Genomic DNA, 13,256 nt, shown 5'->3' with positions numbered 1-13,256 from the left:
GACTTTTCCATTTAAACATTGTCATGTCGGCATTTCAAGTCAACTTGTATATTGATAACGCTTACACTTAGAAGTCGTTATTTTCTGATATATTATCTGCAGATTTCGTATTGATGAACGCTTACATGTTGCGGTTTTTCCCTTCTGTATTTTGTGTTGTAAAGCTTGATTCAATTCGTCTGTTCGGTCATCAAGCGCCATAATAAAAACAGCTTAGGCATCCATCGTATGACGGCTGCCTAAGCTGCTACTTGATATCTATTTTTCTTTTGTAACCCACGCATCTATTTGAGCCATCATATCAAGCGTCGCCTTCTGATTGGAGAAAGACGGAAGATTCGCAAGCAGAATTTGCCCCGGCGCTTTTGTCTCCTCTCCTTTTTTCTGAAGCACAAGAATGCTTTTGGCATGAGCCTCGTCTTTAAATATCGATTTTGGGAGCTGCAAAAGGGCGTTGATATGAACCTTATCTTTGAAAAACTGTTTCAGCTTGTCGCTTTGAGAGCTCTCAAACAAATGATTCGGGATCATAAAAAATAAATATCCGCCCGGTTTGGTATGTTTGACGCTCTGTTCAATAAACAGATGATGTGCGAAGGAATGGCCTTCGTCCGCTTTGAGGTCAAACGCTTCTGCTCCTTCGTCATTCGGATAATAGCCGACCGGCAGATCGCATATGACCGTGTCAACAGGATCGATAAACAGCGGTTCAAGGCTGTCCTGATGGAAAAGCTCAATCTCTTTTTTCAAAAGGTTCGCTTGGGCATACGCGATCTTTAAGAGCACGTCATCAATCTCAATTCCATAGCTATTGGCCGTTTTTTCAGACAGCTGGTTCAGCACGGTGAACAGAAGATTCCCCGTTCCCACAGCAGGATCAAGGATTGACAGTTCCTTTTTGTCCGCCATAAACTTATTCACCAAATAACTGATGAATAGCCCAATCGTGTCAGGCGTCATCTGTCTGTTCGGATGGGAGATATCTTTCAGCCCTTTCAGGACGGATAGCTGAAAAGCTTTGCGCACCCATTCGTGCTCATAGGTGCCGAACTCCGCTTTCCCGAGCAAAGCCTGAAGCTGTTCGTTTTTCTTATCAGACAGTTTCAGCTGGTCGGTTTTTTCAAGAAAATACATTTCTCCCGCCTCAGCCAGCGCCTCTATATATGAAATTTGCCATTCATTCTTTATGATGATCGCGGCTTCGTCTAACAGCTCGTACACCGCGCCTACATTGTCTTTTTGCATATGTGTTCCTCCTTGCCATAAAAAAAGCTCCGGCGGCAGCCAGGAGCTTTTTCCCTGCTTACTTCACTAATGCCTTAGCAGCCTCAATAGGCTCCTCATAGTTCGGATGGTTTGTTGCTTCACTTACATATTCTGCGTAAACGACTTTTCCGCTCTCATCAAGGACGAATACGGAACGCGCAAGCAGACGAAGTTCTTTAATATACACACCGAACGCTTCGCCAAATGACATCTCTCTGTGGTCAGATAGCGTTTCCACTCTATCAATTCCGTTTGCGCCGCACCAGCGGGCTTGTGCAAATGGAAGGTCTGCACTGATTGTGTAGACATTGACATCTCCAAGCTTAGCTGCTTCTTCGTTAAAACGGCGTGTTTGCGCATCACAAACACCTGTGTCAATTGAAGGGATAACAGAAATAATCGTTACCTTTCCTTTCATATCAGCTAACGATTTTTCTTCAAGGCTGTTAGTCAGCACTGTGAAGTCAGGAGCTTGTTCTCCTACTTTCACTTCTTGTCCGATAAGTGTAACCGGACCGCCTTTAAATGTAATTTCAGCCATTATAATTCCTCCCTTTTGTATGTATGTCTCTATCATAGTAAAGTTTCCTGTAAACTGCAAAGTTTATGCCAAAAAAAAGTTAACTGCGGCGGCCGCAGTTAACCTTCTTTAATAATTCATATTGTTCATTTGGTTTTGATTTTGGCCCTGGCCTTGGTTCTTGTTATTTTTCTTGAACATTTGCTGGATGCGTTCAAGGGTTTGAGGGGCTGCGTCTAAGATTTTCTCAATCAAATGGGTATTTTCATCTAAATGAAGCATTCTGATTCCTGTCGATCCGACAATTAAAAACGCGATCGGCGTAATGGACACACCGCCCCCGCTTCCGCCTCCGAAAGGAAGTTTTTGTTCTCTTGTCTCATCGTCTTCCGATTTCTTTTCAGCCGGCTTTCCGCCAAACTCGCTTCCGCCTGCGGCGAAGCCGAATCCAACTTTAGAAACGGTTAAAATCACGCTTCCATCCGGCGTTTCAACCGGATCTCCGATGATGGTGTTAACATCAATCATTTCCTTCAAGTTTTCCATTGCGGTTTTCATTAAACCTTGGATGGGATGGTCTGCCATATACGCTTCCTCCTTAAACTGATGAATCATTCTTTGAAGTCATTCGGGACGACGGATTCTTCTTAAATACGGATAGCTCCCTTCCGTATTTGACGAATTTGAAAGCTGCAAGCATAGCATGTCCAAAGCGAAAAAAGAATATACACTGAAAGTGGGTTCTGGAGACAGGGACTTGAAATGACGGAATCACTTCATAGACGGGCTTATTGACAAAGTTCAGATGGTCATACAGCATTGCAGCGATGCCGCCTTTCACACTCCAAACAGCACCTGTTAACACACCTGTCACTGCCGCGTCTTGAATTCCTACGATTGTAATCCATTCGAGTTTTGTAATATGTAAATGCGCCAGAAAAGACGCGCTGATTTTCCGCAAATTTTTGACCTGTTGCAAAATCATTTCGATTTTATGAATGCTTTGCTGCACATCATCAAACGTAATTTTTTTCTCGCTGCTGCTTTTTTTCACTTTGGATTTTGTTTTTTGTTTGATATCAACTGATCCGTCAGCTTTGTTCACCTTAATGGCTGGGATCGATTTTTTGATCCGGATCAGGCCAAACAGCGCTGTGATCTTCAAGGTCAGTTTGTCGTTATCATCAGCATGAAGATACTCAACAGCAACATACATTTTCATTCTGAGAAGCAGCACGATACCTATAAGAATAAGAATGGCTGTCAGCACATATACCATATTCTCTCACTTCCTCTAGGAGCATTATCGCCAATTCAGAAAAAAATAAACCCGGACGAGGTCCGGGTTTATCGGTTATTTACGATATAGTTTTTCATGCACCACAGTCGTATCCGCAATGTAATCATGAATCCCCTGTTTTGTAGGCGAAAAAGCAACAACGATATATAAAATCCAAATCTTATCAATATACCGTCCGACTACTTCACGAAAAATCACTGTACTCCATGTCAGCTGATGATCATGCTTCACGGAAACCACTTTGAGGCCGAATACCATTTTTCCAAGCGTCTGCCCAAAGAACTTTGTCATCAGCGCAAAATAGGCAAGATACACAACAAGCGTAGTCACACTGTAGGCCGAGAAGGTAAACATGCCGGATGTTTTCGGCAGATCCAATACGGTAAAGAGGGGAGAAACAAGTAAATGGTTTAATCCCCATACAACGAGCCAATCAAGCAGAAAAGCCCAGAAACGAACCCAAAAGCCCGCATAAGCATGTGTAAGCTGTTCCGCTTCTAGCGGGCCTTTGAGGTCATTGCGCTCTAACTCTTCATATGTCACATCCATTATAGACCCCTCCTACTTCGCATAGAGATACATCATTCTCGGCGAACCGGATTGTGAAAGTACTTCTCTCATATTCAGAAAATCGATTTCACTCTTAAACATTTTGTTGGCGCCCATGGAAAACAGCGAGCCTAACCCGAAACTTTCCTCGTAAGAAATGACAGAGGCGTTTTTCAAATCTTTATGATCCTTTTTCATCGCTGAAATGGTATCGTCATAAAAACCAAGCTTATCAACAAGATTCAGTTTTTTCGCCTGCCGACCGTCATAGACGCGTCCGTCCGCAATTTTCTTTACCTCTGCTTTCGGCATGCCGCGGCCTTCAGAAATGACATCAACAAAACCTTCATAAGAATTATCAACCATTGATTGCATGATGTTCTTTTCTTCTTTCGTCATCTCACGGGAAGGAGACATAATATCCTTATGGGCCCCGCTCTTAATTGTTTCAAAAGAAATACCGAGCTTATCAGCGAGCTTTGCATAATTGACGCTTTCCATAATGACGCCGAGTGACCCGGTCAAGGTTTCCGGGGTGGCAAAAATCTTATCAGCCGCCGTTGAGATGTAATAGCCGCCGGATGCTGCCATCGATCCCATCGACACGTAAATCGGTTTTTTTGTTTCTTTCTTAATTTCTTCCAGCTTCTTATGTATTTCAGCACTTTCATAGACTCCGCCGCCCGGAGAATTCACCTTCAGAACGATTCCTTTAACTGCCTTGTCATCTTTTGCACGCTCAAGGTTTTTCAAAAACGTTCTGTGGTTATATCCCCCTGAACCGAGCAGACTGCTTGAATCCCCATTATCCTGAATGGTGCCGCTGACTTCCAATACAGCAATTTTACTTGTGAGACTGCCGTTTTCCAGGGTCTTTTCCTGCGATTCATCCGTCAGTGATGTGAGATCCGTTTGAGCGCCTTTGACGCTTTCAAAGAAACTCATTGAGATGCTGACGATGATGGAGACGCCGAAAATCCCCAAGGCAATCACTAATGCGATCCATCTTTTTGCATTCATTTTTTTCTCCTCCTTTTTCCCAGACTCTCTCATTATACGGTTCAATATGAAAAATGTTTCATGTGATGAGAAAGCTCATGCTTAACTGACTGCCGGCAAACATGGTACACTTATGGCCAAAGGTATTTTATCACAAATACTGGATGACAGAAAAACTTAAATATGACAGCTAAAGGGGAAATGGGATATGACCGATCAACGCCGTAATGTTTATTTTTTTCACAAACAAGACCAGAAAACAAACGAACAAGCCAGCTCGTTAACACAATTGGCTGAAGAGCATGGATTTACAGTTGTGAATCAGCCCTCAGACGCCAATATTATCGCAAGTATTGGCGGGGACGGCACATTTTTGCAAGCAGTCAGAAAGACGAATTTCCGTGACGATTGCTTGTACGTCGGCATTACCAAAAAAGGGAAAGCTCATTTATATTGTGACTTTCATAGTGATGATCACGGAAAAATGGTCGATGCAATGACGTTTGAACAAATAGAAGTCAGAAAGTATCCGCTGATTGAAGTGACAGTGGATAACGCCAGCCCTTTTCACTGCTTAAACGAGGTTTCCATCCGTTCAAGCATTATTAAGACCTTTGTGATGGATGTGCTGATTGATGACCTGCACTTCGAAACGTTTAGAGGAGACGGCATGATTATCTCAACGCCGACAGGCAGCACCGCATATAACAAGTCCGTTGCAGGAGCAGTTGTTGATCCGCTGCTTCCATGCATTCAAGTGTCTGAGCTTGCATCTCTTAACAATAACACCTATCGGACACTCGGCTCGCCATTTGTCCTCAGTTCTGACCGAAAGCTGACCCTTCGCGTGATGCAAGACGGCAATGAACACCCAATCATCGGCTTGGACAATGAAGCACTCAGCACGAGAAACGTGAAAACGATCGAAATCAAACTGTCTGACAAAAAAATCAAAACAGTCAAACTAAAAGACAATTCATTTTGGGAGAAAGTGAAGCGCACTTTTTTATAGAAAATGAAAAGGACAGGCTGCCGCCTGTCCTTTTATGATTTCTCATATACAATTTGGCCGTTGATTACCGTCTTGTTAATGTCCAAAAGATGAAGCTGTGCAGGGTCAATTATAAATGGGTCATCGCTGAGAACCGTAAAATCCGCATCATAGCCCTCTGCAATTTTCCCTCGTGACTTCTCTTTATAAATGATCCCGGCGCTTCCTTTTGTGTAGAGCTCAATCGCTTCATACACCGTTAAACATTCGCTTTCATGATAGCTCGGCCCGTTCTTCTCATGGCTGCTTTTCCGGAGCACCGCCGATTGAATGCCAAGAAGCGGGTCAACAGGCTCAATCGGGGCGTCTGAGCCTCCCGCGCATAACATGCCTTTAGACAGCAGCGTTTTCCACGCAAAGGCTGTGTTCATTCGGTCTTTTCCAAGACGGTCAATGACCCACGGAAAATCACTGGCGACGAAATGGGGCTGAAGGTCAAGCGCGATCGGCATGCGTGCCGCTTTTTCGATTAATTCATCATTGAGCACCTGAGCGTGAATGAGCCGATCATGCCGGCCGCTTTTTGGCGGATGCTTTTCAATTGCGTTCAGCACTTTTTCAAACGCAAGATCGCCGATTACATGAACGGCAACCTCCATGCCTTTTTCTCTCGCTTTTCGAATGAGCCGGCCAAGGGTTTCGTCATCATGAACTTGAACACCATTAGTGGATGGATCGTCGTGATATGGTTCTTTCAATAAAGCTGTTCTTCCGCCAAGCGCCCCGTCAGCAAAAATTTTCATCGCACCGAATTCCACATACGGGCCCGACGGCTGCTCCAGACGCTCCCAGCGATCGACCGCTTCATGATGAACGAGCAAATGACAGCGAAACGGATACCTTCCGCTTGCGGCAGCTTTCTCATAAGCTTTTATCGGCACCGACACATCACCATAATAGGACAAGTCTTCCGAATGTCCCCCCGTCAGGCCTTTTGACCAGCAGTCTTTTATTGCAGCTGTAAGCGCCTCATCAACATATTGCTGGGAGACTGGCGGGACAGCCTTCAGAATGAGATCCTGCGCCTTGTCAAACAGAAGCCCGGTCGGCTCACCATTTGCATCTTTTACGATGACCCCTCCGTCAGGGTCAGGAGTGTGTCTTGTAATCCCTGCCGCTTGAAGAGCCGCAGAATTAACAGTCAGCGCATGCCGGCATATTCGCTTAAGCAAGACGGGCCTCTCTGGAAATAAACGGTCAAGATCATGCTTTGTCAAATAGTCCGGTGTCTCAAATTGATTTTCATTCCATCCTTCTCCAATGAGCCAATCGCCCTCAGGGCACTGCCGTTCTCTTTCCTTCACTGCCTGTACAATAGCTTCTTTAGACGTCAGCGCAGACAGATCAAGCTGAAGCTGTTTCTCACCGTGACCGATTAAATGTAAATGGCTGTCGACAAATCCGGGAAACATCACTGCCCCGTTCAGACTGATTTCTTCTGTTTCCCGAGACCCGTACTTTTTCTTCAGATGCTCATAGCTCCCAGTGCCTTTTATGACACCATCCTCAACATAAACCGCCTCTGTACGATCGCCTTCTTCGAGCATCGTATAAATGAAACCGCCGTGCCATATCGCCTTCACTTCACGTTCACTCTCTTTCTTCTACGCCTTTTTATTGGCTTTGAGCTGTTCTTCACGTTTTCTTAATTCCACGCGTCTGATTTTTGCAGAAGCCGTTTTCGGCAGGCTCTCCACAAATTCAATTTCTCTAGGATATTTGTATGGAGCCGTGATGGTCTTCACATGGTTTTGCAGCTTTTTGACAAGCTCATCACTGCGTTTTTCATGATCTTGCAGGACAACGTACGCCTTAACGATCGAGCCTCTGATTTCATCAGGGCTTGCAACAACAGCACATTCTTTTACTTCAGGGTGCTTAACGAGCGCGTCTTCCACTTCGAATGGCCCGATCGTGTAGCCGGAGCTGATGATGATATCGTCATTTCGGCTTTCAAACCAGAAATAACCTTCCTCGTCTTTTTTTGCTCTGTCTCCTGTTAGGAAATAATCACCGCGAATTTGTGTCTTCATTCTGTCCGGATCTTTGTAATATTCTTTAAAGAGTGCCGGCGTGCTAAGGTGGACAGCGATATCGCCAACTTCGCCAGTTTTACAGATTTCACCGTCTCCATCAATGATCTCCACCTGATTTCCCGGTGTCGGTTTTCCCATGCTTCCTGGTTTAATATCCATGTCTTTTAAGACACCGACTAAAAGCGTGCTTTCTGTTTGGCCGTATCCGTCCCGAACTTTAATGCCGAAGTGCTTTTGGAACACATCAATGACTTCACGGTTGAGCGGCTCGCCTGCAGAAACGGCGCTGTGCAGGGCAGAAAGGTCATAGCGGTCCAAGCCTTCGACCTTCGCCATTAAGCGGTATTCCGTCGGCGTACAGCAGAAGACATTGACTTTGTAGCGGTTTAGAAGTTCTAAATATTTTTCTGCTTTGAATCTGCCTTGGTACACAAAACCCGTTGCTCCGCTGCCGAGCACCGCTAAAAATGGGCTCCACACCCACTTTTGCCAGCCTGGGGCAGCAGTCGCCCAGACGATATCCTTTTCAGAAATATCAAGCCAAGCGCCGGCAGATGTTTTTAAATGAGCAAATGCCCAACCGTGCGTATGTACAACACCTTTAGGCTGACCTGTTGTTCCGGAGGTGTAAGATAAGAATGCCATATCTTCTCTAGTTGTGTCAGCCGTTTGAAATTGGCTTCCGTCCGCTTCAATCGATAAGAGATTTTTCCAGCCGGCCTCGTTTTCGCCAATAGACAGCTTAATCAGTTTGTCAGCCGTACTGACATCACGGAAAGCGCCAATAAACGCAGAATAGACAATAGCGCCTTTCACTTCCGCGTGTTCTATCCGGTATTCAAGATCTTTCGCACGAAGCATTTCAGAGCACGGGATGACAACCATTCCTGATTTCAGGATAGCCAGATAAACAGCATAGGCTTCGAGCACCCGCGGAACCATTACAATCACCTTGTCGCCCTTTTTAAATCCAAGGTCAGCCAAAGCCGCTCCGATTTTATTTGTTTCTTCCATCAGCTTTTCATATGACCAGGATTCTTGCTTGCCAGTCTCATCCTCCCATAGAAGAGCGGTTTTTTGTCCAGCCGCACTGAACTTTTCCATTTCATTGACTAAATTATATTGCATAGGGGCAATTAAATCTTCTCGTTTTAACACGAACAACTCCTCACTTTCTCCACCCATTATACATAAATACAGGCTCTTTCCGTAAGCATTTGCCTAAAAACAAGCTCGATAAACATGTGTTTTTATAGGTCGCTGGTCCTTTTATGTATATAAAAACGAAAAAGAGTGGGGAAAAACCCCACTCCTAAGCCATTATGTGAAATTGTAAATTAGAATTGTCCTCCGCCCATGTTTTGTTGAGCAAAAGATACAAGACGTTTTGTGATCTCTCCTCCAACAGAACCGTTAGCGCGAGAAGTTGTGTCCGCTCCAAGGTTTACACCGAATTCAGAAGCGATTTCTAATTTCATTTGGTCGATCGCTTGAGCAGCTCCTGGTACTAGAAGTTGGTTACTGCTGTTACCGTTTTGACTGTTTTGTGCCATGTGTCTCACCTCCTTGTGAGTATAGATTGTGTTAAAACACATGGCTTCATTCAGAAAAACTTTGGTAATTGTAGACAGGAGCTGGGCTGACCTAAAAGAGTTCCGCGAATTTATCGTTTGCTTCTTGTTCGCTGTACAGCGTCACGGTCTCAATGTTTTCAACCGCTTCTTGGATATACGGTTCAAAATCAACAAAGCTTTCATAGTGTTCGATTTTTTCTTTTTTAGGACGTGTTTTCGGGCTTGGCGGCGTAAAGATCGTGCAGCAGTCTTCAAACGGCTGAATGCTTGTCTCGTATGTGCCGATTTCCCGTGACTTTTCGATGATGTCTGTTTTATCCATGCCGATTAACGGACGCAAAATCGGGGTTGACGTCACCGCATTTATCGCATACATGCTTTCAAGCGTTTGGCTCGCTACCTGGCCGAGGCTCTCTCCTGTAATGATCGCAAGCCCGTTTCTCTTTTCTCGGATTCTGTCAGCAATTTGAAGCATAAGGCGGCGGGTTGCCGTCATTGTGTAGTTCTCAGGGATTTGTTTTTGGATGAGCTCTTGTGTTTTTGTAAACGGAACGATATGAAGCGTCATGCTTCCCCCAAAGCGGGACAAACATTTTGCCAGGTCCATTACCTTTTGCTTTGCGCGCTCGCTTGTGTATGGCGGGCTGAAGAAATGTACAGCTTCTACCGACAGTCCCCGTTTCATCGCATAAAAACCTGCCACAGGGCTGTCAAAACCGCCGGAAAGCATGAGCATCGCTTTGCCTGCTGAACCAACCGGCAGTCCGCCTGCACCTTTTTCATCGCGAATCGTCAAAAAGGTCGCTTCCTCCCTGATTTCGATTCTGAGCGGAATGTCAGGGTTGCGGACATCGACTGTCAATCCTTCTGTATGTCTCAAAATGTGGCCGCCGATCTCAGCGTTCATTTCGTTTGTATCTAATTCAAATTGTTTATACGCTCTCTTTGTCGCCACTTTAAACGTATCACCGGGCTGATACTGATCCTCAATAGCCTGCAGAGCAGTTGCCTTAATCTCATCTAAGCGGCTGTCACATTTAATCGCCAGGCTGAAGCTTTGAATGCCAAACACCTGCTTTAAATGAGGAAAAAGAGCCTCCGGATCTTCTCCATTTAATGTAATCGTCATCCGGTCCCGATTGGAAAAGTATTTTAAGTTCGGATAGTCTTTCAAAACGAGTCTGACGTTTTGCTTTAAGCGCTCAATAAAGCTTTTTCTGTTTTTGCCTTTGGTTGAAATTTCCCCAAAACGAATTAATATATGATCGTAATTCATGTTCTACCTCATCATTTTCTTTAATTTTTTGATGCCAGGACGGAGCGCGCTCATAAACGGTTCTGCCACATCGCTTGTCTGGCTGTAGTTTAAGCTGATTCTGATGCTGCTGCCGGCAATTTGCTCTCCCTTGCCCATCTGCAGGAGAACCTTGCTGGGCTTATGCTCTTTTGCCGAGCAGGCCGAAGTGGTTGAGACGAATATATCCTGTTCTTCAAGCATGTGCAAAAGCACCTCTGCTTTAATCCCCGGAACAGAGAAATTAATAATGTGCGGCGCACTATTTATTTGTGGCGTGTTGACCACAACGCCTTCGGTCTCACTCAGCTTTATCATAAACAATTCCTTTGCGGCTGCCATCGTGTCAAGGCGTGTTTCAAAATCAGCAGCGGCAAGATTAATGGCTTTGGCAAGCGAAACCGCGCCCGCAATATGCTCCGTTCCGGCCCGTATGCCTTTTTGCTGGGAGCCCCCTGTGATCAACGGAATCAAGCGTGTTCCTTCTTTTACGATAAGCGCGCCTGTCCCTTTTAGGCCGTGAAATTTATGCCCGGAAATCGAACAAAGATCAATGCCGGCCTTTTCAATAGCCAATGGCACTTTATAGATGCCCTGCACATAATCGACGTGAAACAAAATGTTCGGGTGCTCTTTCAGCACTTTACCCGCTTCTTCAATCGGCTGTACGGAACCGACTTCATTGTTCACATGCATCATGCTGACAAGCACTGTATCGGGGCGTATAGCTTGTTTCAGTTCTTCAATTGAGACAAATCCGTCTTCGTTCACTGAAAGATAAGTGACGTCAAATCCGAATAACTCTGTCAGCTGTTCTAATGATTCCGTAACAGATGGATGCTCGATCGAAGTGGCAATGATATGCTTGCCTGCTTTTATTTTTGACAAAGCGGCTCCTTTTAAAGCCAAGTTATTAGCTTCTGTAGCGCCTGACGCAAAGACAATATCATAATTCTTTAGGCCTAAGGCTCTTTTTATCTGATGTTTAGCTGCCTGAAGCAGCTGTTCCGTTTCAGCTCCATACCGGTGCAAAGATGAAGGATTCCCAAAGTATCGTCTGCTTGTTTGTTCATATGTGTCTAAGACTTCATCGTAAGGTTTAGTCGTTGAACTATTGTCTAAATATAACATCTTTTTACTCCTTTAATATGAAAGCGATACAAAACTAATTTTATATGTTACCATAACAAATTAGTGCTGAAAAAGTAAATAAAATTACTATTGACTTCTTCATACATTCACCTATAATTAGATTTGTTACTTTCGTCATATTATCTGACAATTAATTGACAGAATATTCTACCATAGGGAAATTAGGAGGATTTATACGTTATGAAATCATCACTCTCAGCCAAGGAAACGATCGCCATCGGGCTTATGCTTTTCGCTTTGTTCTTTGGCGCAGGAAATATGATATTTCCGCCGGAACTTGGACAAGCGGCCGGTGAACATGTTTGGAAAGCGATGACAGGGTTTCTCGTGACGGGTGTCGGCCTGCCGCTTTTAGGCGTTGTGGCTGTAGCATTAACAGGTACGGATGCCAAGGGCCTTGCTGATAAAGCACACCCCGTCTTTGGAACTATTTTTACAGTCGTTCTTTATTTAACAATCGGACCGCTGTTTGCGATTCCGCGAACAGGCACTGTCTCTTATGAAATTGCGGCTGTACCTTTTGTAGACGGCATGCCGGCATGGCTCACACTTCTGCTGTTTACGCTCGCTTTCTTTGCTGTTACGTACTATCTGGCTTTAAATCCTACAAAGCTTGTTGACCGGATCGGTAAGGTATTAACACCTATTTTGCTTGCTGTTATTGCCATTTTAGTCATTAAAAGCATTGTGACACCAATGGGAGACATTCAGTCGCCTCATGAAGCGTATGCTTCCGGATCAGTGTTTAAAGGATTTTTAGAAGGCTATAAAACAATGGATGCACTTGCTTCTATTGTGTTCGGAATTGTCGTTGTCAATGCCGTTAAGGACAGAGGCATCACCAATCGCAAATCAGTTGCTTCCGTATGTATTAAAGCGGGACTTGTTGCAGCAGCAGGACTCGGTCTTGTTTACGTTTCACTCGCCTATTTAGGAGCAACAAGCACAGAATCTATCGGACTGCTTGGTGCGGGCAGCAAAATTTTATCAGCATCATCACAGCATCTGTTCGGATCTTTGGGAAATATCATTTTAGGTGTCGCAATCCTATTCGCGTGTTTGACAACAAGTATCGGCCTTGTCTCTTCATGCGGAAATTACTTCTCAAAACTGGTTCCTTCTTTATCTTATAAAGCTGTTGTAACGATTGTCACTGTGTTCAGTTTTATTATTTCTAACTTTGGGCTGTCAAATATCATTTTATTCTCAGTTCCTATTTTATCAGCTATTTATCCATTAGCAATTGTTATCATTTTGCTTTCGTTTATTGAAAAATCATTTAATGGCAGACGTGAAGTATATATTCTTTGCTTGATCGCCACTGGTATTTTTAGTATTATCGACGGCCTGAATGCCGCGAGCATTCCGCTCGGTTCTTTAAATAAAGTTCTCGGTCAATCGCTGCCGCTTTACAGTCTAGGATTCGGCTGGGTCCTTCCTGCTATCATTGGAGGCATTGCCGGTTATCTGATTTCACTTATTGGTTCAAATAAAAAACCAGCCGATAACAAATAG

Annotated in this window: 13 protein-coding genes; 2 read left to right on the top strand and 11 right to left on the bottom strand. The window is 44.4% G+C overall.

What is annotated here, in order from left to right:
- Nucleotides 1-258: 258 nt before the first annotated feature.
- From BV11031_RS03315 to sppA, 6 genes are all read right to left on the bottom strand, one after another.
- Entirely contained in the window at nucleotides 259-1,245 is a 987-nt protein-coding gene (locus BV11031_RS03315; RefSeq protein WP_010329665.1) for a class I SAM-dependent methyltransferase, read from the bottom strand.
- A 58-nt stretch (nucleotides 1,246-1,303) separates the two neighbouring features.
- Nucleotides 1,304-1,807, bottom strand: a complete 504-nt coding sequence (gene tpx / locus BV11031_RS03310; RefSeq protein WP_010329664.1) for a thiol peroxidase — start codon at nucleotides 1,805-1,807, stop codon at nucleotides 1,304-1,306.
- A 108-nt stretch (nucleotides 1,808-1,915) separates the two neighbouring features.
- Nucleotides 1,916-2,371, bottom strand: a complete 456-nt coding sequence (gene ytfJ, locus BV11031_RS03305; RefSeq protein ID WP_003223504.1) for a GerW family sporulation protein — start codon at nucleotides 2,369-2,371, stop codon at nucleotides 1,916-1,918.
- A 13-nt stretch (nucleotides 2,372-2,384) separates the two neighbouring features.
- Nucleotides 2,385-3,065, bottom strand: a complete 681-nt coding sequence (locus BV11031_RS03300; RefSeq protein WP_129550679.1) for a DUF2953 domain-containing protein — start codon at nucleotides 3,063-3,065, stop codon at nucleotides 2,385-2,387.
- A gap of 75 nt (nucleotides 3,066-3,140) precedes the next feature.
- Nucleotides 3,141-3,635 carry an RDD family protein gene (locus BV11031_RS03295; RefSeq protein ID WP_010329663.1) on the bottom strand — a complete coding sequence of 165 codons (495 nt, stop codon included), beginning with the start codon at nucleotides 3,633-3,635 and terminating at the stop codon, nucleotides 3,141-3,143.
- Between the two features lie 12 nt (nucleotides 3,636-3,647).
- On the bottom strand, nucleotides 3,648-4,655 hold the full coding sequence (gene sppA, locus BV11031_RS03290) for a signal peptide peptidase SppA (RefSeq protein ID WP_010329662.1): 1,008 nt from the start codon (nucleotides 4,653-4,655) through the stop codon (nucleotides 3,648-3,650).
- A 187-nt stretch (nucleotides 4,656-4,842) separates the two neighbouring features.
- On the opposite strand from sppA, the gene BV11031_RS03285 reads away from it, so the two are divergent.
- The gene (locus tag BV11031_RS03285; protein WP_010329661.1) at nucleotides 4,843-5,646 is read left to right on the top strand and encodes an NAD kinase; all 804 of its coding nucleotides are present in this window, start codon (nucleotides 4,843-4,845) and stop codon (nucleotides 5,644-5,646) included.
- 32 nt (nucleotides 5,647-5,678) lie between these two features.
- Here BV11031_RS03285 and BV11031_RS03280 read toward each other — a convergent pair whose 3' ends face one another.
- From BV11031_RS03280 to BV11031_RS03260, 5 genes are all read right to left on the bottom strand, one after another.
- A complete protein-coding gene (locus BV11031_RS03280; protein WP_010329660.1) occupies nucleotides 5,679-7,268 on the bottom strand; it encodes an amidohydrolase in 1,590 nt (529 codons plus the stop codon).
- A 21-nt stretch (nucleotides 7,269-7,289) separates the two neighbouring features.
- On the bottom strand, nucleotides 7,290-8,879 hold the full coding sequence (mbcS, locus tag BV11031_RS03275; protein ID WP_010329659.1) for an acyl-CoA synthetase MbcS: 1,590 nt from the start codon (nucleotides 8,877-8,879) through the stop codon (nucleotides 7,290-7,292).
- A gap of 179 nt (nucleotides 8,880-9,058) precedes the next feature.
- Nucleotides 9,059-9,274 carry an alpha/beta-type small acid-soluble spore protein gene (locus tag BV11031_RS03270; RefSeq protein WP_010329658.1) on the bottom strand — a complete coding sequence of 72 codons (216 nt, stop codon included), beginning with the start codon at nucleotides 9,272-9,274 and terminating at the stop codon, nucleotides 9,059-9,061.
- 91 nt (nucleotides 9,275-9,365) lie between these two features.
- Nucleotides 9,366-10,571 (bottom strand): tRNA uracil 4-sulfurtransferase ThiI, encoded by a 1,206-nt coding sequence (gene thiI / locus BV11031_RS03265; RefSeq protein ID WP_010329657.1) that lies wholly within the window; start codon nucleotides 10,569-10,571, stop codon nucleotides 9,366-9,368.
- A gap of 3 nt (nucleotides 10,572-10,574) precedes the next feature.
- Nucleotides 10,575-11,720, bottom strand: a complete 1,146-nt coding sequence (locus BV11031_RS03260; RefSeq protein WP_010329656.1) for a cysteine desulfurase family protein — start codon at nucleotides 11,718-11,720, stop codon at nucleotides 10,575-10,577.
- A 201-nt stretch (nucleotides 11,721-11,921) separates the two neighbouring features.
- Between BV11031_RS03260 and brnQ the strand changes: the two genes are divergently transcribed.
- Nucleotides 11,922-13,256, top strand: coding sequence for a branched-chain amino acid transport system II carrier protein (brnQ, locus tag BV11031_RS03255; RefSeq protein WP_010329655.1), 1,335 nt, complete (start codon nucleotides 11,922-11,924; stop codon nucleotides 13,254-13,256).

The sequence above is a fragment of the Bacillus vallismortis genome (assembly GCF_004116955.1).
In the GTDB taxonomy this organism is placed as follows: domain Bacteria; phylum Bacillota; class Bacilli; order Bacillales; family Bacillaceae; genus Bacillus; species Bacillus vallismortis.
Note: the sequence above shows the minus strand (reverse complement) of the source record. Positions and strands in the feature narration are given on the sequence as shown.

What these genes read in the sequence shown, in the direction of transcription:
- ytfJ (WP_003223504.1), bottom strand. Translation starts at nt 2,371, where the DNA reads ATGGCAGACCATCCCATCCAAGGTTTAATGAAAACCGCAATGGAAAAC.
- BV11031_RS03260 (WP_010329656.1), bottom strand. Translation starts at nt 11,720, where the DNA reads ATGTTATATTTAGACAATAGTTCAACGACTAAACCTTACGATGAAGTC.
- tpx (WP_010329664.1), bottom strand. Translation starts at nt 1,807, where the DNA reads ATGGCTGAAATTACATTTAAAGGCGGTCCGGTTACACTTATCGGACAA.
- brnQ (WP_010329655.1), top strand. Translation starts at nt 11,922, where the DNA reads ATGAAATCATCACTCTCAGCCAAGGAAACGATCGCCATCGGGCTTATG.
- BV11031_RS03295 (WP_010329663.1), bottom strand. Translation starts at nt 3,635, where the DNA reads ATGGATGTGACATATGAAGAGTTAGAGCGCAATGACCTCAAAGGCCCG.
- sppA (WP_010329662.1), bottom strand. Translation starts at nt 4,655, where the DNA reads ATGAATGCAAAAAGATGGATCGCATTAGTGATTGCCTTGGGGATTTTC.
- BV11031_RS03270 (WP_010329658.1), bottom strand. Translation starts at nt 9,274, where the DNA reads ATGGCACAAAACAGTCAAAACGGTAACAGCAGTAACCAACTTCTAGTA.
- BV11031_RS03285 (WP_010329661.1), top strand. Translation starts at nt 4,843, where the DNA reads ATGACCGATCAACGCCGTAATGTTTATTTTTTTCACAAACAAGACCAG.
- BV11031_RS03315 (WP_010329665.1), bottom strand. Translation starts at nt 1,245, where the DNA reads ATGCAAAAAGACAATGTAGGCGCGGTGTACGAGCTGTTAGACGAAGCC.
- BV11031_RS03300 (WP_129550679.1), bottom strand. Translation starts at nt 3,065, where the DNA reads ATGGTATATGTGCTGACAGCCATTCTTATTCTTATAGGTATCGTGCTG.
- thiI (WP_010329657.1), bottom strand. Translation starts at nt 10,571, where the DNA reads ATGAATTACGATCATATATTAATTCGTTTTGGGGAAATTTCAACCAAA.